This window comes from Luteibacter sp., assembly GCF_036499525.1.
Classification (GTDB): Bacteria; Pseudomonadota; Gammaproteobacteria; order Xanthomonadales; family Rhodanobacteraceae; genus Luteibacter.
Genome location: NZ_DASYDO010000071.1, coordinates 78,027 through 98,327 on the forward strand (window position 1 = coordinate 78,027; position 20,301 = coordinate 98,327).

General features: G+C 63.7%; 17 protein-coding genes and 2 tRNA genes. 10 read left to right on the top strand and 9 right to left on the bottom strand.

What is annotated here, in order from left to right:
• Positions 1 to 23 precede the first annotated feature (23 nt).
• Positions 24 to 398 carry a nuclear transport factor 2 family protein gene (locus tag VGM71_RS15080; RefSeq protein ID WP_331546597.1) on the top strand — a complete coding sequence of 125 codons (375 nt, stop codon included), beginning with the start codon at positions 24 to 26 and terminating at the stop codon, positions 396 to 398.
• Positions 399 to 400: 2 nt separating this feature from the next.
• On the opposite strand, the gene VGM71_RS15085 is transcribed toward VGM71_RS15080, so the two are convergent.
• Entirely contained in the window at positions 401 to 1,789 is a 1,389-nt protein-coding gene (locus tag VGM71_RS15085) for an MFS transporter (RefSeq protein ID WP_331546599.1), read from the bottom strand.
• A 94-nt stretch (positions 1,790 to 1,883) separates the two neighbouring features.
• Here VGM71_RS15085 and soxR point away from each other — a divergent pair, with 94 nt between their 5' ends.
• From soxR to VGM71_RS15130, 9 genes are all read left to right on the top strand, one after another.
• Positions 1,884 to 2,318 (top strand): redox-sensitive transcriptional activator SoxR, encoded by a 435-nt coding sequence (gene soxR / locus VGM71_RS15090; RefSeq protein WP_331546601.1) that lies wholly within the window; start codon positions 1,884 to 1,886, stop codon positions 2,316 to 2,318.
• 178 nt (positions 2,319 to 2,496) lie between these two features.
• Positions 2,497 to 3,789 carry a trigger factor gene (gene tig / locus VGM71_RS15095; protein ID WP_331546603.1) on the top strand — a complete coding sequence of 431 codons (1,293 nt, stop codon included), beginning with the start codon at positions 2,497 to 2,499 and terminating at the stop codon, positions 3,787 to 3,789.
• A 53-nt stretch (positions 3,790 to 3,842) separates the two neighbouring features.
• Entirely contained in the window at positions 3,843 to 4,469 is a 627-nt protein-coding gene (gene clpP / locus VGM71_RS15100) for an ATP-dependent Clp endopeptidase proteolytic subunit ClpP (RefSeq protein ID WP_414675145.1), read from the top strand.
• Positions 4,470 to 4,572: 103 nt separating this feature from the next.
• Positions 4,573 to 5,868, top strand: a complete 1,296-nt coding sequence (gene clpX / locus VGM71_RS15105) for an ATP-dependent Clp protease ATP-binding subunit ClpX (protein WP_331546607.1) — start codon at positions 4,573 to 4,575, stop codon at positions 5,866 to 5,868.
• A 173-nt stretch (positions 5,869 to 6,041) separates the two neighbouring features.
• Positions 6,042 to 8,549, top strand: coding sequence for an endopeptidase La (gene lon, locus VGM71_RS15110; RefSeq protein WP_331546609.1), 2,508 nt, complete (start codon positions 6,042 to 6,044; stop codon positions 8,547 to 8,549).
• A gap of 311 nt (positions 8,550 to 8,860) precedes the next feature.
• Positions 8,861 to 9,133, top strand: coding sequence for an HU family DNA-binding protein (locus tag VGM71_RS15115; protein WP_072321387.1), 273 nt, complete (start codon positions 8,861 to 8,863; stop codon positions 9,131 to 9,133).
• 16 nt (positions 9,134 to 9,149) lie between these two features.
• Positions 9,150 to 9,224 (top strand) — tRNA-Val (locus tag VGM71_RS15120).
• A gap of 11 nt (positions 9,225 to 9,235) precedes the next feature.
• Positions 9,236 to 9,312 (top strand) — tRNA-Asp (locus tag VGM71_RS15125).
• A gap of 60 nt (positions 9,313 to 9,372) precedes the next feature.
• A complete protein-coding gene (locus VGM71_RS15130) occupies positions 9,373 to 11,283 on the top strand; it encodes a SurA N-terminal domain-containing protein (RefSeq protein WP_331546613.1) in 1,911 nt (636 codons plus the stop codon).
• Between the two features lie 113 nt (positions 11,284 to 11,396).
• On the opposite strand, the gene VGM71_RS15135 is transcribed toward VGM71_RS15130, so the two are convergent.
• The 8 genes from VGM71_RS15135 to VGM71_RS15170 all read right to left on the bottom strand — a co-directional run bounded on the left by VGM71_RS15135 (position 11,397) and on the right by VGM71_RS15170 (position 20,300).
• Complete coding sequence (locus tag VGM71_RS15135; RefSeq protein WP_331546615.1) at positions 11,397 to 12,170, bottom strand: hypothetical protein; 774 nt, start codon at positions 12,168 to 12,170, stop codon at positions 11,397 to 11,399.
• Positions 12,171 to 12,261: 91 nt separating this feature from the next.
• Entirely contained in the window at positions 12,262 to 13,080 is an 819-nt protein-coding gene (locus tag VGM71_RS15140; protein WP_331546617.1) for a hypothetical protein, read from the bottom strand.
• A gap of 40 nt (positions 13,081 to 13,120) precedes the next feature.
• Positions 13,121 to 15,244 (bottom strand): type IV secretory system conjugative DNA transfer family protein, encoded by a 2,124-nt coding sequence (locus tag VGM71_RS15145; protein WP_331546619.1) that lies wholly within the window; start codon positions 15,242 to 15,244, stop codon positions 13,121 to 13,123.
• Entirely contained in the window at positions 15,210 to 16,247 is a 1,038-nt protein-coding gene (virB11, locus tag VGM71_RS15150) for a P-type DNA transfer ATPase VirB11 (protein WP_331546621.1), read from the bottom strand. Before virB11 ends, VGM71_RS15145 begins: the two co-directional genes overlap by 35 nt.
• A gap of 16 nt (positions 16,248 to 16,263) precedes the next feature.
• Entirely contained in the window at positions 16,264 to 17,394 is a 1,131-nt protein-coding gene (virB10, locus tag VGM71_RS15155; RefSeq protein WP_331546622.1) for a type IV secretion system protein VirB10, read from the bottom strand.
• Positions 17,391 to 18,353, bottom strand: coding sequence for a P-type conjugative transfer protein VirB9 (gene virB9 / locus VGM71_RS15160; RefSeq protein ID WP_331546624.1), 963 nt, complete (start codon positions 18,351 to 18,353; stop codon positions 17,391 to 17,393). The genes virB10 and virB9 overlap by 4 nt, the downstream gene beginning before the upstream one ends.
• 3 nt (positions 18,354 to 18,356) lie before the next feature.
• On the bottom strand, positions 18,357 to 19,037 hold the full coding sequence (locus VGM71_RS15165) for a virB8 family protein (RefSeq protein WP_331546626.1): 681 nt from the start codon (positions 19,035 to 19,037) through the stop codon (positions 18,357 to 18,359).
• A gap of 189 nt (positions 19,038 to 19,226) precedes the next feature.
• Positions 19,227 to 20,300 carry a type IV secretion system protein gene (locus VGM71_RS15170; protein ID WP_331546628.1) on the bottom strand — a complete coding sequence of 358 codons (1,074 nt, stop codon included), beginning with the start codon at positions 20,298 to 20,300 and terminating at the stop codon, positions 19,227 to 19,229.
• Position 20,301: the final 1 nt, after the last annotated feature.

The following is a 20,301-nucleotide window of genomic DNA, read 5'->3' on the forward strand; positions in this document are numbered from 1 at the left end:
ATCCAGCCATTCAGGACCGAACCGTGAGCAGTAACGAAGAACTGATTCGCCGCCTGTATGACGGGTTCAACAAAAGAGATATCGAGGCTGTACTTGCGGAATTGGCCGACGACGTAGCCTGGGCTAACGGAATGGAAGGCACGCACGTCCACGGGCGCGATGCCGTCCGCGACTACTGGACCTTCCAGTGGTCTGTCATCGACCCGGCAGTCAAGCCGTTAAGTGTTGCTTGTGGGGAGGGCGGGGTGGCGATCGTCGAGGTGCATCAGGTGGTCCGCGATCTTCAGGGCCAGATTCTTCTCGATGAGGTCATCCACCACTCGTTCCGCATAAAGGACGCCCGCGTGCTGCGCTTCGACATTGTCGGGGCATCCGAGCTCAAGAACGTTGCTCACTGATGTCACGGCCCGGCCGCGGCCTCCGTGCGACGCGCGACGACGGTTCCCAGTGCGGCTAACGCCACGGTAATCGCGAAGTTCGCCGCGAATGCCGCGGTGTGCGAAAGATCCAGCAACGCGGCGAACAACGATCCGCCGATGGCCAGCGTGGTTGCCACCATCAGCGATTCACACAGCTGCAGCGCCGAACTGTTCATGCCTTGCTCGTGCTCGCCCGACATCGACAGCGCGAGCACCGCGACGGTGCCATAGAGCATGCCCATGCCGAGGCCAGTTAGCAGCCATCCGGCGACGGAAGCCGCGACCGGCATCCATGCGAAAGTACTCAACGACGCCGCTATCGCCCCTATCACCATCATCGCCGCGCCGCGGCGAAGCAGCGTCTGCCGCGACACCTTCGCGTAGTGACCCTGGTACCACGAGCCGGAGAACCAGCCGATGGCGCCGACGCTGATCGCGATGCCGGACCACATCGGTGAGAGACCGTGCTCGCGTGAGAACGCCAGCGGCAGGAAGGCCTCGGTGCCGAAGAAGGCGGAGGCCGCCACGCCGCGCAGGGCGATCACAGCGGGCAGACCGCGGGCGGCCCGGAGCGTGCCCGGTGGGAGCAGACGCTTCCCGCACACCACCAACAGGACGATAGCTGGCAGGAACAGGAGGGCCGCCCGCCAGCCCTGTTCCTGGCCGGCAAGGAAGAGCAGGCATACGCCGAGGGACGCACCGATCGCGTTCGCCATCCGTGGCGTCGCGTCCGTGCCCGCCTTGCCGCCGGGCTGGCCCAGCGAGCGCAGCGCGCCACGCAGCCCGGCCGCGGCGGGGATCGCGAGCAGGGGAACGCCGAGGAATACCCAACGCCAGCCGACGTGCTCGACGATCGCGCCGCTCACCACCGGGCCGATCAGGGCCGGCACGACCCAGCCCGCCGAAAATGAAGCAAAGACCTTCGGTCTCAGCGATTCCGGATACAGGCGAGCCACGATGACGTACAGCGCCGGCGAGAGGCAGCCCGCGCCGAGGCCCTGGACGAGGCGTCCCACCAGCAGCGTGGGCATGTCGCGTGCGAAACCCGCGATCAGCAGTCCCGCGACGAAGCCCGCCAGGCCGGTCCACATCGCCGGTGCCGGGCCCTTGCGGTCGCTCCAGCGGCCGGACAGCGTCATGCCGATCACGCTGGTCGCGAGCACGCCACCGAAGGCGAGGGCATAGGCTTTCAGGCCGTTCAGCTCCCGCGCCACCGTCGGCATGGCCGTGGTGACGGCCAGGGCTTCGAAGGCGATCAGGGAGATGAGGGCCACCATGCCCAGGGTGGCTGCCCGGTAAGGCGGCGCGAGGATGCCCTCAGGGGGTGACTCGACGGTCACGGCGTTCGGTTCGGACGTTCCCACGTTCATTCGGATTCCTGGGGGAATAGGGGAGTCTCGCACGCTTGCGCGGGAGAATCGGAGGGCGCAGGATGCGACCTCAACCATTGTTTAGGTCAAGCGGATGCGCGAATTGAGCGTGGGCGAGGCGGCCCGGCGGGCCGGCGTGGCCGTGTCGGCACTGCACTTCTACGAACGGAAGGGCCTGATCCGCAGCCTGCGTACGTCCGGCAACCAGCGTCGCTACGGCGCGGACGTGTTGCGCCGGCTTGCTGTGATCCGGGTTGCCCAACGGGTCGGGATACCCCTGGAGACCGTCCGCCGGGCTTTTGAGGCCCTCCCTGAAGAGAGAACGCCCACCCGGGAGGAATGGGCCATCATGTCGGCCGCCTGGCACGAAGAGCTGGAGGAGCGGATCGCCCAACTGGTCAATCTCAAGGATCGGCTGACGGACTGTATCGGCTGTGGCTGCCTGTCCCTGACGGCCTGCGCCCTCGCGAATCCCGGCGACACACTAGCTGCGGAAGGGGATGGCGCGAGGCGCTGGGAACCCCGCTGAGGCAGGTTGCGGCGGTGTGAGCGCAAAACGTAGAATGGGCAGTCATTTGCGGGGTTTTTCGCCGCCGGGGAGCAGGTCGCGGCGGCCGGCCTCGTATTCGCGGTGGGTCCCTTTGTTTCGGTTACGGCGAACGGATGTTCGCCATCGCGCCACGTCCGTGGTGGTTTCAGGAGAGGTCATGCAGGTTTCGGTTGAGAATGTCGGCAAGCTCGGGCGCAAGCTCACGGTGAAGTTCCCGGCTGAGCGTCTGGAGACGCAGGTCAGCGAGCGCATCGCGGAAATGGGCCGTACGGTGCGCCTCAAGGGCTTCCGTCCCGGCAAGGTGCCGACCAACGTGATCAAGCAGCGCTTCGGCGCGCAGGTCCGTGGCGAAGCCCTCTCCGACCTCATTGGCAGCACGCTGCGCGAGGCCTTCCAGCAGGAAAAGCTGCAGCCGATTGCCAACCCGTCGGTCGACACCACGGGCAATGCCGAGGACGGCGAAATCGCCTACACGGCCACCTTCGAAGTGATGCCGGAGTTCCCGGCCATCGACGTGTCGGCGATCGAGATCGCCCGTCCGAAGGCCGAGGTGAAGGACACCGACATCGACAAGATGATCGAGACCCTGCGCACCCAGCGCCGCAGCTTCGACGAAGTCTCCCGTGCCTCGAAGGAAGGCGACTTCGTCATGTTCGAATACGCCGCCGCCTCGGGCGACTACCGTTTCCCGGCCGAAGGCCTGGAGCGCGCAGGCAGCGTGCTTGGCTCCGGCACCCTGTTCAAGGCCCTGGACGAGGCCCTGACCGGCCGCGCCGCGGGCGAAGACCTGGTCCAGGACGTCGCCTTCCCGGAAGACTTCCGTAATCCGGACCTCGCCGGCAAGACCGCCAGCGTCACGTTCAAGATCGTGAAGGTGCAGGAGCCGAACCTGCCGGCCATCGACGCTGACTTCGTAAAGATGTTCGGTGTGGTCGACGGTGACATCGAGACCTTCCGCAAGGAAGTCCGCGCCAACCTCGAGCGTGAGCTCAAGGCCACCCTGATGGCCCGCCTGAAGTCGGAAGTGGCCGAAAAGCTGGCTGGCGCCCACCCGGAGCTGGACGTGCCGGACCTGATGGCGAACGCCGAAGCCCGCAGCCTGGCCGCCGGCAACCTCCCGCGTGGACAGGAGCCGGGCGCCGAGATGGTCGCCGAGGCCCTGCCGTTCGCCCGCAAGCGCGTCATCGCCGCTCTCCTGATGGGTGAGATCGCCCGCAAGAACGAGCTTCGCCTCGACCGCAAGCGCCTGAGCGAGATGCTGGCCGCCATCGCCTCCACCTATGAGGAGCCGGAGAAGGTCATTGAACTGTACAACGGCGACCCCCAATTGATGTCAGGACTGCAGAACCGCGTCATGGAAGATCAGGTGGCCGAGTGGGTGGCGGACAACGCCAAGACCACCGACCAGGCACTGACCTTCGACGAAGTGATGCGGCCGATCGGCGCCTGAGGCGCCTGTCGTTGTCACAACCGGGCCCCACACGAAGGAGAGACCCCATGTCCATGGCTCCGATCCAGAATCTCAACCTGGTGCCCATCGTCGTCGAGCAGACCTCGCGTGGCGAGCGTTCGTACGACATTTATTCGCGCCTCCTCAAGGAGCGCGTGATCTTCGCAGTCGGTCCGGTCGACGACTACATGGCCAACGTCATCGTGGCCCAGCTGCTGTTCCTCGAGTCCGAGAACCCGGACAAGGACATCAGCCTGTACATCAACAGCCCGGGCGGCTCCGTCACCGCGGGCATGGCGATCTACGACACGATGCAGTTCGTGAAGCCCGACGTCAGCACCATGTGCATTGGCCAGGCCGCCTCCATGGGCGCCCTGCTGCTGGCGGCCGGTGCGGCCGGCAAGCGGTACTCGTTGCCGCATTCGCGCATCATGATCCACCAGCCGTGGGCAGGCGGTATCTCCGGCCAGGCGACCGACATCGAGATCCACGCCCGTGAGATCCTGACGATGCGCGAGCGCCTCAACGCGATTCTCGCCCGCCACAGTGGCAAGACGGTGGAAGAGATCGCCCGCGATACCGAGCGTGATCGCTTCATGAGCGGGGCGGAAGCCCAGGCTTACGGACTGATCGACTCGGTGCTCGACAAGCGAACGGTCGATACCGTCCGTTCAGCTTGATTCAACATTTCGCTTGTGAAATCCGGCACTTCGCCCCTCCTTTCGGGGGCGGGGTGCTGTGCTATTCTCAAAGCGCACCTGGATTCTCAGTAGGGCCCAAAGCATGAGCGACGAGCGGCAGAGCCGTTCCAACGACGGCGGCAAGATTCTTTACTGCTCTTTCTGCGGCAAGAGCCAGCACGAGGTTCGCAAGCTGATCGCTGGTCCCAGCGTGTTCATCTGCGACGAATGCGTCGAGCTGTGCAACGACATCATCCGCGAGGAACTGGAAGAGAAGGCGGCGTCCGGCCGTACCCAGCTCCCGAAGCCGCGCGAGATCATGGAGGCGCTCGACCAGTACGTGGTCGGCCAGACGCGCGCCAAGAAGGCGTTGTCGGTCGCCGTGTACAACCACTACAAGCGCATGGAATCGCGCCAGAAGAACGACGACGTCGAACTCGGCAAGTCCAACATCCTCCTGATCGGTCCGACCGGTTCGGGCAAGACGCTGCTGGCCGAAACGCTGGCGCGCCTGCTCAACGTGCCGTTCACGATTGCCGACGCCACCACGCTCACCGAAGCGGGTTACGTAGGCGAGGACGTGGAAAACATCATCCAGAAGCTCCTGCAGAAGAGCGACTACGACGTCGAGAAGGCGCAGAGCGGCATCGTCTACATCGATGAAATCGACAAGATCTCGCGCAAGAGCGAAAATCCGTCGATCACCCGCGACGTGTCCGGCGAAGGTGTGCAGCAGGCCCTCCTGAAGCTCATCGAGGGCACGCTCGCCTCGGTGCCGCCGCAGGGCGGCCGCAAGCATCCGCAGCAGGAATTCCTGCAGGTCGACACGCGCAACATCCTCTTCATCTGCGGCGGCGCGTTTGCCGGCCTGGAGAAGGTGATACAGCAGCGTTCCGAAACCACCGGCATCGGCTTCGGGGCCGAGGTCCGCTCGAAGGAGCGCACCGAAAACCTCGGCAAGATGCTGTCGGAAGTCGAGCCCGCCGATCTGGTCCGTTTCGGCCTGATCCCGGAGTTCGTCGGTCGCCTTCCGGTCGTGGCCACGCTCGACGAACTCGATGAGGCTGCCCTGGTGCAGATTCTCACCGAGCCGAAGAACGCCGTCACCAAGCAGTTCCGCAAACTGTTCGACATGGAAGGCGCCGAACTGGAGTTCCGTCCGGAGGCACTGACCGCCATCGCTCGCCGCGCGTTGAAGCGCAAGACGGGCGCGCGCGGATTACGCACCATCCTCGAGCAAGTGCTGCTCGACACGATGTTCGAACTGCCGTCGCTGGAGCATGTCAGCAAGGTGGTGGTCGACGACGCCGTGATCGACGGACAGGCGGAGCCTTACCTCATCTACCGCGGCAACCTGCAACAGCAGCGCATTGCGGGCGAGGGTGGCGACGCGGCCTGATCGCAGCAGCATAAGGGCATCACCGGCGGTCCCGGCGTTCACGACGCCGGGACCGTTTTTCTTTGCGTGGCGCGCTCTTGATCGATCCTTTGCGAACCACCACTTGACGTGTATGGCGGCTCCGGCGCAGTGTCGGGTCGCGCCCCCACCCACCTGAGGGAAACCCCAAGCACATGGCGAAGAATCGCAGCCAAACCACGAGCGGAGCCGAGCTGGACCTGTTGCCGGTCCTGCCCCTGCGCGACGTCGTCGTCTACCCGCACATGGTCATTCCTCTGTTCGTCGGCCGCGACAAATCCATGCGCGCGCTTGAGCGGGCGATGGAAGGCGAACGACAGATCCTGCTCGTCGCACAGAAGAGCCCCGATATCGACGATCCATCCGTCGGCGACCTGCATTCGGTAGGCACGCTCGCCGGCGTCCTGCAGCTGCTGAAGCTTCCCGATGGTACCGTGAAGGTGCTCGTGGAAGGCCAGTCGCGCGTGCAGGTCGACGCGTTCGAAGACGAGGCCGGCATGATGAGCGGCCGTGCGCGTGTCATCGAGCCCGTCTACAGCAACAACGAGCGCGAACTCGATGTCGTTTCGCGTTCGCTCGTATCCCTTTTCGAACAACTGGTGAAGCAGAGCCGCAAGCTGCCGCCGGAAATCCTGGCGACGCTTTCGGGCATCGACGATCCGTCGCGCCTCGCCGACTCCATCGCCGCGCATCTTTCCGTGCGCATGGCCGATAAGCAGCGCGTGCTGGAAACGTCTGACGTGGGCCAGCGCCTCGAACTCCTCATCGGCCTCGTCGATGGCGAGATGGACCTGCAGCAGGTCGAGAAGCGCATCCGCGGCCGCGTGAAGTCGCAGATGGAGAAGAGCCAGCGCGAGTACTACCTCAACGAACAGATGAAGGCCATCCAGAAGGAGCTGGGTGAGGGCGAAGAGGGCACGAACGAGATCGAGGAGCTGCAGAAGAAGATCGACGGCGCCGGCATGCCGACCGCGGTGCTCGCGAAGGCCCGTCAGGAATTCAACAAGCTGAAGCAGATGTCGCCGATGTCCGCCGAGGCCACCGTGGTCCGCAACTACCTCGACTGGGTGGTGGGCGTGCCGTGGAAGAAGCGCAGCAAGGTGCGCAAGGACCTCGCGCTGGCGCAGGAAACGCTCGATGCCGATCACTTCGGCCTGGAGAAGGTCAAGGATCGCATCCTCGAGTACCTCGCCGTGCAGCAGCGCGTGAACACGATGAAGGGCCCGATCCTCTGCCTTGTCGGCCCGCCCGGCGTGGGCAAGACCTCGCTTGGTCAGTCGATCGCCAAGGCGACAAACCGCAAGTTCGTTCGCATGAGCCTCGGCGGCGTGCGCGACGAGGCTGAGATCCGCGGCCATCGCCGTACGTACATCGGTTCGATGCCGGGCCGCATCGTGCAGAACCTCAACAAGGTCGGCACGAAGAACCCGCTGTTCGTCCTGGATGAGATCGACAAGATGTCGATGGACTTCCGCGGCGATCCTTCCTCGGCGCTGCTGGAAGTGCTCGATCCCGAGCAGAACCACGCGTTCAACGACCACTACCTCGAGGTCGACCTCGACCTCTCCGAGGTGATGTGGATCGCCACCGCCAACTCGCTCAACATCCCGGGCCCGCTGCTCGATCGCATGGAAGTGATCCGCATCCCGGGCTACACCGAGGACGAGAAGCTCAATATCGCGCAGAAGTACCTCCTGCCCAAGCAGCTGAAGGCCAACGGCCTGAAGGCGGAAGAACTGGCAGTGGATGAGGATGCGCTGCGCGACATCGTGCGTTACTACACGCGCGAATCCGGCGTGCGCAACCTTGAGCGCGAAATCTCGAAGATCTGCCGCAAGGTGGTAAAGGAACTGGCGCTGGGCACCGTGCCGGACAAGGCGAAGGCCAAGCCGGTCAAGGCGGCGAAGGCGGGCAAAGGCAAGGTCGCCGCGCCGGGCCATGTCAGCGTGCACAGAGGAAACCTCGACCATTACCTTGGCGTGCGCCGCTTCGACTTCGGTCGCGCGGAACAGCAGAACGAGGTGGGCCTGGTCACCGGTCTTGCCTGGACGCAGGTGGGCGGCGACCTTCTCAGCATCGAGGCCTCCGTGGTCCCGGGCAAGGGCCGCCTCATCCATACCGGCCAGCTCGGCGACGTGATGAAGGAATCGATCCAGGCGGCGCTGAGTGTGGTGCGCGCAAGGGCGGCGGCCCTGGGTATCGAGCCGGACTTCCACGAGAAGCTCGACATCCACATCCACGTGCCGGAGGGTGCGACGCCGAAGGACGGTCCGAGCGCGGGTATCGCCATGTGCACGGCGCTCGTCTCGGCGCTCACGAAGGTGCCGGTCCGTTCCGAAGTCGCGATGACGGGCGAGATCACGCTGCGCGGTCGCGTGCTGCCGATCGGCGGCCTTAAGGAAAAGCTGCTCGCGGCCCATCGCGGCGGCATCACCACGGTGATCATTCCGGAGGAGAACAAGAAGGACCTGGTCGACATCCCGGAGAACATCACCGGTTCGCTGGACATTCATCCGGTGAAGTGGATCGACGAGGTGCTGGACCTGGTCCTTGAGCGGCCCCTGGGTGTGAAGAAGGCGGGCGAAAACGGCAACGCGGTCGATGTGCCGCGCGCGCAGGGCAAGCGAGGCAAGGGCAAGCCGTCTCCGTTGCTCACGCACTGACCTTCCATCGTTCCGTGTCACGAACAAGGGCCCACGCCAGTGGGCCCTTTTCGTTTTCGTCGTCCTGTCACGGACGCTTCGCGATAATCGTTTTTTGCATTTCGTGCAAGCCTCCCCGAACGATGCACACCTGCTGAAAGCCTTGGTATTCCTTGTCTTGCGATGGTCGGAGGGCGCTGGTATAAAGGCCACACCGCCATCGCCCGCGCCGCAAGGGCGCCATGGATCGCGGGGTTGCGTTCGCAACCTGACGTCTTCTCGTGAAGGATCGCCGTCCGGCGATTCGAATTACCTTTGAAGGGAGTTACGTAATGAACAAATCCGAGCTTATCGACGCCATCGCCGAGAAGGCTGAACTGTCGAAGGCCGATGCCGGCCGTGCGCTCCAGGGCCTCATCGAAGCCGTGAAGGACGCCCTGAAGAAGGGTGACGATGTCGCCGTCGTCGGTTTCGGCACCTTCAAGGTCCGCAGCCGCGCTGCTCGCACGGGCCGCAACCCGCGCACCAACGAAGAGATCAAGATCCCGGCGTCGAAGGTTCCGGCCTTCACGGCTGGCAAGGCGCTCAAGGATCACGTAAACTAATCGGTCTTACCGTCCAGGGTGCTTAGCTCAGCGGTAGAGCGTCGCCTTTACACGGCGCTGGTCGGGGGTTCGATCCCCTCAGCACCCACCAGACGGAAAGTTGGAGTGGTAGTTCAGTCGGTTAGAATGCTGGCCTGTCACGCCGGAGGTCGCGGGTTCGAGTCCCGTCCACTCCGCCATTGGTCCGCAAAGGCGCCCGCGTGGCGCCTTTGCTTTATCTACCTTTCGCGAGTCGCATCATGCTGCAAGCCCTGCGTAACAAGATCCATGGCTGGCCCGCCGCCATCGTCCTCGGTATCTCCGTTTTCGCCGTCGCGTTCTTCGGTATCGAGTCGTACTTCGTCTCGCATGTCGATACCTACGTAGCCAAGGTCGGTGAGCACGAAATTTCGCAGCAGGATTGGCAACAGCGACTCAACGAACTTCGCCAGCAAGCCGCGGCGGACCCGCGCTCGCCGTTTACCGCGGCCGACCTCGAGAAGCCCGAGCTCAAGCAGCGTGTGCTCGACGGCATGATCAGCCAGGCCCTGCTGCAGCAGGCGAACACCGATCTTGGCCTCGCCGTTTCGGATGCCAGCGTGCGCGACGCCATCGCCACCGATCCGGGCTTCCAGGTCGACGGCCAGTTCAGTTCCAACACCTATCGTGCCGTCCTCGGCATGCAGGGCATGAGCCCGGGCATGTACGAGCAGCGCGTGCGCAACTCCCTCTCCACCCAACTCATTCCCCAGGCCATTTCGAACACCACCCTGGTCAGCAACGCGGACGTGGATGCGTTCTTCCGCCTGCGCCTTCAGCAGCGCGATCTGCGCTTCGTCGAACTGCCGCGCCCTTCGCTTACCGACGCCAATGTGCCGGACAGCGAGATCGAGGCGTTCTACAAGTCGCACATCGCCGACTACACCACGCCGGAACAGGTGTCCGTGCAGTACCTCGAAGTGAAGCAGGCCGACCTCAAGCTGGGTGAACCCACCGACGAGCAGTTGCACGCGTTCTACGACAAGTTCAAGCAGCGCTACGCGCAGCCCGAGCAGCGAGAGGCGTCGCACATCCTCGTCAACGTCCCTAAGAACGCCACTCCGGACCAGCAGAAGGCCGCGCTTGAGAAAGCGAAGAAGATCGCCGCGGAAGCCACGCCGGAGAACTTCGCCAAGCTGGCCGCCGGGAACTCCGACGACCTGGGTTCGAAGCGTACGGGCGGCGATCTCGGCTGGCTGGAAAAGGGCGTGGCCAACGCGGCCTTCGACACCGCCTTGTTCGGCATGAAGAAGGGCGAGATCACGAAGGAGCCGGTGCTGTCGCCCGAAGAGGGCTACCACATTATCTGGCTACGCGATGCCCGCGATGGCGATGCGAAGCCTTTCGCCGAAGTGCGCGCGCAGCTTGCGTCCGACTGGGCCAAGAACGAAGGCGAGCGCCTCTACAACGAGCGCGCTGGCCAGCTGGCCGACCTTGCCGAGCGCAACCCCGGTTCGCTCGAGCCGGCCGCCAAGGAACTCGGCCTTGAGATCAAGACCTCGCCGCTGTTCGGGCATGAGGGCGGCCCGGGCATTCCGGCCGACCCGAAGTTCGTTGTGGCGGCGTTCGCCGACGACGTGCTGAACCAGGGAAACAACTCCTCGCTGGTGCAGGTGGACAAGGGCGACGCAGTGGTCATGCACCTCGCCAAGCACAACGCGGCGGCGCCCAAGGCCCTTGCCGACGTGACCGACGCCGTCCGCCAGCGCATCCTCGACGAGCGTGTGGACGCGCTGGCGAAGAAGCATGCCGACGAGCTCGTCGCCGAACTCGCCAAGGGTGGCGACGTCGCGGCGCTGGCGAAGGTGCCCGTACGCACCCTGGCCGGGGTCGATCGCAACAAGCTCGGTAGCCTCACCGATGTACCGCCGGCGATCCTGCAGCAGGCCTTTACGCTGCCGCACCCGGCCGATGGCAAGCCCAGCTGGACCTCAGTGAAGACGGACAACGGCGCCTACGCGCTGGTGGCAGTGGACAAAGTGGTCGACGGCGATCCCTCCAAGGTCGAGAAGGCCCAGCGCGATGCACTGCGCGGCCAGATGATGGACGCCATGGCCCAGGCGACCACCATGGAATACATCGAGGCGCTGAAGGTCCGCGGCGAAATCAAGATCGCCCAGGACCGCATGTAAGCTATCTCGGTCGGGCGACGCGTTTGCGGAACTACCCGCAAGCTGGACGTGATCCAGCCTGCGGGTCGGGGGTCTTCAACTGAGCCTTCGTGCTCCGTGCTTCCACGTACCGGTCAACCTTGGGAGGGGCCCCGGTCGCGGCCCTTGCCCTTGTCGATCCCTGCCAGCTTCTCGCGCCCCTTGTTCGTCTGGGGCATGGCCTCGCGTCCCTGTTTGTCGAGGCCTTTTCTGTTGCCTACCAGTACGCCCTGAACATTCGGACGACCGTCACCGATCGTAGGCTTCGCTTGCCTTCGCGCAGGTAACCGAAGCTCCGTTTCCCGTAGCGACAACGCCCGATCGTTCTCGGCGCCTGGCGTTTTCCATGTGCCTTGCGCCCGGGGGGCGTGCGTGTGATCCGCAGGCTCCTTCAGTTTGTGCTCCGGAGTGTGGGGACGGTTCCCGGCGACTGCCTCGGACAGGGCCCTCGAGGCGCGTGCCTCGGCGACAGCCGTGAGCCGTCGCTCCAGTCGTCCGCCGACGGTTTGTTCCCTCTGCTTCTTCCATGGGTCCCTGAATCGCAGGTCTTGACCCGTACCTTTTTCCGCGGTGGGCGTCGTCGGCGGCGTCTGAGGGACTTGGTCGCGGGATCCGGCCCCGGCCACAAGGTCGGCGTATTTCCTGAGATTATCCGGCAACCCCGGTAGGGGTGGAGCATCGGCGCTTGTCTTTTGGGCGCCGATGGCGGAGCGCATCTTCCGCAACAGCTTCCTGGTGCCGGATTCCTCCTTTCCCTGGTTCTCGGTGGACGCCGAAGCTTTCGGGAGCAATGGTGCGGCCTCTTCGTCTCTTTCGCCTTTTTGCGGGCGGAGGTTGAACAGGGATTTCGTTTTCTTCATATCTGGCATCGTGTGGTCCTGCTTGGTCTGAATTCGACAGACCCTTGTGCGCAATCCATCTGCACACGAAAGGCCGAAATACACGTGGGCTTGCACCCTGTCATTCGACGGCTTGCCCGGACTGTTTCGCTTTGCCCTTGCCTGTCTTGCCGCGCGACGAGGATCCGGATGCGGCGTTGCCCTTCGCACTCTCGTTTTTCAACGATGGGGCCGAGCGGGATGGCTTGAGCGCCTTTTTCTTGGCAAGAAGACTGTCGTACTGATGTTGCTGGCCTTCGCTCTGTTGCTTCAACGAGGACATCAGGGCCTTCATGTCGCGTCCGGCGGCCAGTGAAGTGAACGTATTCGGGTCCGGCGTGAGTGCTGCAGAAGGGGGCTTTGGACGCTGAGATTTGCCACCTTCCATCCCCACCGTGTTTGCTTTTCTCAAAGGATCCCTGGCGCGTTCCTTTCCTTTATCCTTGCTGACAGTTCGTTTCTGCTCGGCCGGCAGGTCGCTGATGACACTCGAAATCGACATGCGATCGAGCGATTTGGCAGGCGCGCGCCTGGGCCCTCCGAAGGTGTCGGTTTTTAGCATTGCTTTTTCCGCCAGGCGCGCCTGGTTTTTCCGGACGTTCTCTGCCCGTTTTGCTTCCGGCGACGTCGAGGGGGCCTCTGCCGAGGACGGCTTGGCCGGAGCAGAACCGACAGGGCGATAATCCTTGGGCGGGGGAGCGAAGGCCATGGATCCGATGGACTCGACACTGGACGTGCTGGGCCGGCGCTGCAGCGCGTCGGGTGTGTCGAGCGATCCAAGATCTTGCGAGGGTTGCGGACGATGCCGATTCCGGTTGAACAAGCTGGCAAGCTTCGATGTAGCCGCCTTGCTCGTTACGTCGGTCATCGATTTCGAGAACTGGTCTTTCAGGCGTTTCATCTTCTTCTCCTCTCATGTGTGACGGAAACGTATAAACGCGTTATTCCCCGCCGATCACGGCTTCCACTCTGGACACATCGGGAAGCACGCGCCCCGAAGCGAGGTCGGTCGCGATGTGGGTACGGATTCGCTCCATGAACCTTCGATAGGCATCCTCGGGTAGTTGTCCGCTCGCCGTTCCTGCGATGGCGTCCTCCAGCAGGAAAGCCTCCTCCAGTACTGGGTGCGCCCGCGCCGTGGATCGGCGCTCATCGACAGTGAAGGCTTCCAGATAGGAAGAAGCTGCGTCGGGGGCGGGGGCGGCCGGGGGATCCCCACTCGATTCCGATTCGATATCGACGCGCGCGAGTTCCGCGTAAAAGGCATCCGCGATACGATCGGCCTCTTCCCCGGAGACAGGATCGTCATCCGGGATGTCCTCGCCGGGGCCGTTTTGGTCGGATTCTTCTTCGCCGGACAGCGATTCCGGATAAACGATGGCCTCGATCGCCGGCAGTGGTGCGGTGGGAACCTGCGGCACCGGTTGCACGCGGCTCTTGAAGGTCTCCTCCTGGTACCAGCGGATCTTTGTCGCCTTTATCGCCGGGCAGCCCCGGGCGAAGATCAGCTCCTCGTCCTGGGTGATGTCCTTCACTTCCTGAGGGAGCATCAGTGCGCGCGATTGCTCGCTGAAGTTCACCGAGCGGGAACGTGCCTGGCCCAGGCCACCGCTGTGGGAAACGGATTTCACGTTGACCGTGAAATTGCCCATTTCACGGCTGATCTCAGTGGCCACATCCATGTCGGCGGGTGTGTAGCAGATGCGTACCGCGTGGTTCTGGAAGAAGTTCCTGGCAGCGTCCTCGCCATAGACTTCCCGCACCTGGCTGGGCGACTGGAAGATGGGCAGGAGACGCAGGCCGTAGCCACGGAGGAAGGCGATGGCGTCCACGACGATCTGCAGCTTTCCGAGAGAGCGGAACTCGTCGAGGATGAGCAGGCATTGGTATTTCAGCGCCGGGTTGTGTTCGGGCAGCTCGCGGGTGTTGATGTCGACCACCTGCTGGAAGAACAGGTTGAGTAACGGCGCGAGGCGGCTGAGGTTGTCGGGCGTGATCCCGATATACACCGTGATGCGGCGCTCGCGGAGCGCACGGATGTCGAAATCGTTATCGGCGGTAGCGGCATCGAGGATGGGATTGAGGAACAATTCGAAGCGGGAGGTGAAGGTTTTCCGGATCGACGTGCGCGTGTTGTCCGCCGTGTTGATGTAATCCTTCAGCGAACTCGAGCAGACCAGGGAGAGAGGTTTGTCGCTTCGCTGGCGATAGTCGATGAGGGCGGTCAGGTTTTCATCGCTGCCTTGCATCGCTTCGCGCGCGACTTGCCCCAGCGTCCGCGGCTTCCCCTCGGTTTCGAATACGTACAGCACCATCCCGAGGAACAGTGACCGGCAACTCGCGGTCCACAGCGGATCCGTACCGGGCACATCCGGGAAGATGATGTTGCCGATCTTCTGGATGTCATCGACGATCAGTCCAGGATCGTCGCGAATATAGGCCAGCGGATTCCAGCGATGGGTGTGTCGTTCGGGCGAGGCGGGATCGAACAGGTACACCTCGTGGCCGTTGGCCTTGCGGAAGCCGGCGGTGAGAGTCCAGTTCTCCTTCTTGATGTCCAGCACCACCGCGGAGTGGTTCCAGTTGAGCAGGTTGGGGATGACGATGCCCACGCCCTTGCCCGAACCGGTGGGCGCCGCGAGCATGATGTGCGGCAGCTGCTGCAGGCTGGCGGTGAGGAACCGCTTGCCATGCCGACCGAGGATGACGCCGTCCCCCTGGTTGGTCAGCAAGCCATGGCGGCGCATGTCGGAGGCCCGGGCGAAACGCGCGGTGCCATGCAGTGACTGGCGTGGCTTCACGAAGGCTAGCGCGAGCGGGATGAGCAGGGCGAGGGTGGCCGCGCCGGCACCGATCATCAACGGCTTACGCACGCCAGGCACGGTTCCATAGGCCCCGTAGTAGTCGAACCACGTTCGAAGGTCGATGTCGTGCGCCGCTTTTCGAAAGAGGATCAAGGTGAACACATAGCCAGCGAGATACATCCACGCAGGCACGGCAGCCGCGACCAGGCCGATGGCAAGGGTCGCCTTAACCCAGGATGGTGCGCTTGCGTTGTGGCTCATAATAAATTCCGGTAACGCGACGGCGACCGTCCACGATGCTGAACTGCACGACGATGTCGACCAGCATGAACAGGAGCTGCTTGATGTCCTCGCGGGCGAGTTGCGAACCTCCCGCCGACTCCTTGATAAGCAACATCAATTGCTCGATGGCGAGTTGCGGGCTGGTGGCGTGCACCGAGGTGATCGAACCCGGGTGACCCGAGTTCACATTGCGCATGAAATAGAACGCTTCGTCGCTTCTCAACTCGGCAAGCAGGATGCGGTCAGGTTTCATGCGAAGGCACGATTCCAGCAACATTTTCGGCGTGGCCTTGCTCACGCCCTGGCCATCCTTGGAATAGAACAGGCGAACGTGGTTGGGTTGGTGGAGGATCTCCAGCTCGGGCGTGTCCTCGATGGTGATGAGGCGTTCGCCCGAAGGGATGAGGTCGACAAGCGCCTTCATGATCGTGGTCTTGCCCGAGCCGGTAGCGCCGGAAATCACGATGTTCTGGTGCGAGCGCACGGCCAGTTCAAGGAAATCGCGGATGCGATCGGCCTGGAGCAGGCCAAGCAACTCCTCCTCGACAGCAAAATTGCCGGCGCCGCGGGTCACCACCTTTTCGAAGGCGCCGCTGCGTTCGTAATCGTCGAGCGTGAGCCGCAACAGTGAAGGCTTGCGAATCGTAAGGCTTACGGTTCCCGGGCGTACGGCTGGCGGCACGATAGCCTGCACGCGCTCGCCGGAGGGCAGGGCGGCAGATACCACCGGCGCGCTCTCCGAAATGGTCTGCTGCGTGGACGTTGCGATCAGCTTCGCGAGCATGCGCAAATGCTCGTACGTCAGCTCGGGCATCTCGTGACGTGTCCAGCCATCTTGCCCTTCCGTCCATGCCTCACCAGGCTGGTTGACCGCCACTTCGGTCACCGTGCCCGCCAACAGGCGGCGCAAAGGCGTCAGGTAGGTTTCCACCGCGGAAAACGGAAACGTGGTCTCTGCGGAGGCTGGAAGGGGGATGCTCATGACCTGGGGGCTCATGTCATGTCCCTCCCGCGATCGGCGGCGGGGTCGCCGCCAGCCCGTACACGTTGCTGAAATCCAGATCGCGGGCCACGAAGATCGAGATGTGACCTCCCTGTGCCTTGTCGAGCGTGGGCGGAATGTTGACGGTGTTTTGCAGGATGGTGGACACCGCGTCGTTCGATCCGCTCGCAGCGGAAGACCCGAAGTTCAGCGTGTTGCCGCCGTTTTCATTCCTGGATGACTCGTATTGGCTGAGGTCGTTGACGAACGAAACAAGCAGCGCGGCGCCGAAGCGTGCCCAGAAGTGGTTATTGACCACGCCGTCCAGTCCCGAGCGGCCCAGTGCGTCGGTCGACGGCGAATCGATGTTCACGATGACGCCGTTAGGGGTTTCCACGCGCGTCCATAGTACGAAGATGCGATCGAGGCCCGGCCGCAGCTGCGCTGACTGGTATTGACCCACCACGCGTGAACCGCGCTCAAGGAGCAGCACGTTACCGTCCGTGGAATAGATATCACGGGTCAGCATGCATGACGTCATGCCAGGCTGCTGGCTGTTGATCGCGGTGACCAGGACGCAGTCGAGGAATGTGCCCTGTGTGATCGTGAGATGCGGGTCGGCCAATAATGACGCCGATACCGCGGTGCCACGGGTGGCGCTGAGTGCACTGCCCAGACTCGACCCGCCCGCCCCGGCGGCGCGGGCCTGGCCCTGTGCCAGGCCCTGCGCCGCGTCTGCCGCGCTCGGTTTGTGCACGGTCGCCAGGAGAGGAGCGCGCCGCCGGCGCGCGGCGAGGATCAGCGCGGCGCGCTGCTCGTCGGTGAGCTGTATGGCCGCGGGTGGCGCCGGCGGCTTCGCAGCGGACGCCAGCGCGGGAAGCGGTGGCCTGGCCCCATGCCCTCCGGCGAAGGCGTCGCGGGTCATCGTGGGGAGCACGCTGGCCGCCGCGTGGGGCTCTTCCCTCGCCGCGTTGCGTTCGCGGAGGTTGCCGAGCAACTTGTGCACACCCAGCGAGATCAACATCACCACGGCCGCCGCCATGAGGAACAGCATCAGCCATTTGTTGCCTCGCCGGGTCTTGCCCACCTGCGGGATGCCACGGGCCTGTTCGCCTTCGGCTGGTGCCTGGTCGTCTGGCATGCTCATCGGGTCGGGGCTCCTGTGGCCTTTTTGTCGTGGGGCAAGGGCCATCCGCTCGCGCCTGGTGGAGGCGGCAAAGGCTGCCCTTTTGCTCCCGCGCCATTGGATTGCGTGGTGGGAATCGTGGATGGCGCAGCGGGGATGTCCGCAGGAGCGTCGGCCGATCCGGCCTTGATCGTCCGTTTCACTTCAGGCGATGTCGTATTCGTCGGGGACGCCACGCCGTGGTCATCGAATCCGCGATTCTGGATGCAGGCCACGAACTTCCCGCGGCGAAGCACGAAGCGCGAAGCGGTCCGCTGCACCACGTAATAGTCGTCGTGCATGCTTCCGTTCACGATGCTCTCGCTGCCGTCGTGGTCCATGATGAAGACAGCGGGAATTTCCTGGGCAGCCGGGAAGCGCATGTACGTGAAACGTCCATCGTCGAATATTTCAGACGGTTGCATGTCGCGGCCGCCACAGCCGTAGTAGTTCCAGTTCCGCGCAAGAGGCGGCTTGGCGAATGCCTGCTGCACCTGGCGCTTGCTGGCCTGGGCGGCACCATGGCCGTCGTCTTCCGGGTAGACGTAGCGCACCTGGAAATACATGTCGTGGCTTTTTCCCGAGGAAGGGCCATGGGTATTCCTGGCATCCAGCGATAGCTGGTACACGCGCTTGTTGGTCACCACGGTCATGTTGGTGACGGCATTGTCTTCGCTTGGCTTCACGAAGAGGTGGTTGGCGGCCGGGGCAACCTCCCATGCCACGGAATCACCCAAGGCGATGTTTTCGGTCGTCTCTCCCGGGGCGAACTGGATATCGGTGGAGTAACCATAATGGCCGACGACCTTCACCACGTCCGCGGCGTTGTAAAGCACGTCCTTGATGCGTGCATCGTAGCGGCCGTCCTTCGGCCGGGACTCGGCGCAAGCCACGCCGGCGACCATGGAAAGGGCGATCAGCCCCCATATGTGTAAGCGCATCGGTCAGCTTCCCGTCGCTACCGTCACCGGATCGAGCCGGTAATCGTTCACCTGAAATCCCACCGGATTGACCAGCCGCGCCTTGGCGTCGGCGGCTGTCTTCGTATAGCGGTAGGTGATCGTCGCGATCCAGCTGGTTTCGCGCGGGGCGGCGTTGGGAAACCGCTCCATGCGGGAGAAGCGGACCTGGGCCACGCCCTTGCCGAGGAAGGCGATGGAATTGACCGTGACTTCCACGGTGCCGTCGGTGCCGTAGACCTTGGTGGGCGACTGCGGATTGTCCGGCTTGATCTTCTCGACATACGCGTCCGCCACGCCCTTGGCCGACATCAACGAGATGGCTTCGTAATCGGGAAACGCCATCGCCGTGGAATATTCCTCGCGGTAGTTCACGTAGCGGGCGAGGAAATACTTGTCGACGGCTTCATTGAAAGTTACGGTCTGCTCGTCGATGCGAGTCACGATGTCCGTCGCTCCGGTGTTCTTATCGACGCGGACCACGAAGGGTTCCACGGTCTTCAGCGGGGTTAGCAGGGCCACAGCCACGCAGGCGACGAGTCCCGTGGTGATTCCGCCGGCGGCGACCGCCCACGCGCGTTGCTCGCTCTTGCGCGCGCGCGCGATCTCGTCGGTTTCCCAGTATTTCGATGCCTCGGCGAATGCCTTGATGGACGCGTCGCTCATCGTGACGTGTCCTTGCCGGGCGGGGTGTAGTGGTTGGGGGTGTTGAGCCGATAATAGGTGCCCGAGCAGCGCGGGGGTTTGTCCATGCTTCGGGCGCAGCCGGCCATGCCGGCTGCAACGGCCGCGAAGACGGCCATCCATAGGATTGTTCGCATCGATCGTTCTCGGTAGTCGCGGGCGTAAGGGAGGTCAGCTGCCGGACCAGGTTTTCCTGGCCATCCCCTGGGCGTGGGAAAGCGGTGAATTGAGCGAGGCGGCGCCGTACTGGCTGCCGAGGCCGCCTTTTCCCTGGCGTCCGCCGGAGAAGGACGACCCCGCGCTGAGGCGGCTGGTCATTCGATTGGCCGACCCCGCGATGCGGCCGGCGAACTGCTGCGCCGACAAGGCGATACCTTGTCCCAGCGCCGCGGCCATGACCTGGGTCTGCCAGAGCACGGTGATGATGGCGATGGCTGCGGTCAGCACCTTCACCATGTTGAGGATCGTGTCCTCCCAGCTGTCCTGCGGCAGGGCGGTGACGAACTTGTCGAACACCGAAAAGCACAAGGACACCGCCGAGGCGACCAGCAGGAAGAGGATGGCCATGCTGACGACCTGGCCAAGCCACGCCTCGAAGAAGCGTTGCGTCGCCTGGAAGATCGCCATGAGGATGAAGAACGGCCCGACGGCAAGCAGCAGCGCCAGGGAGATGAAGGTGACGAAGACGATGCCGGTCGCGATCGCGACGATGATCGCCACCACAAGGTAGAGGATCATCGCGATGAGGTAGTAGCCGATGGCACCGTCGAAGATGCTCAGGCTCTCGGCCATGTCCCATGCCTTGCCGGCGATCCCAAGACCCTGGGACAAGGAGTTGTCGAGGATGTCGGCAAGGTTGGCCGCCCCATTGCCTCCTGCTGCCCCGCCTCCGGTAGAGATCATCGTCGAGGCCAGCTCGGCCGGCGCATGGACGAAGAAGTCCACGATCACCCCCTGGTAATCGCTCGCAGTCAGGCCGATCAATGAAATGGTGATGATGCGCAGGATGCGCCGGATCCCGTCGCCGAACGGTTCCTGGATCTGTCCGCTGGCGATCCCTGCGCCCCAGAGGAGCACGTAGATCACCATCATGTCGACCGCGGGACGCGCGATGACGTCGATCAGCGCCTGTGAATTGGTCTGCGCGAACTGAGTGATCGTGTCGACGATGCCGTCGAGGAGGAAGTGAGCCACGCGTGTGTTGTCGGCGGCGCCGCCACCGTCCACGGGTACATCCTGGAACATG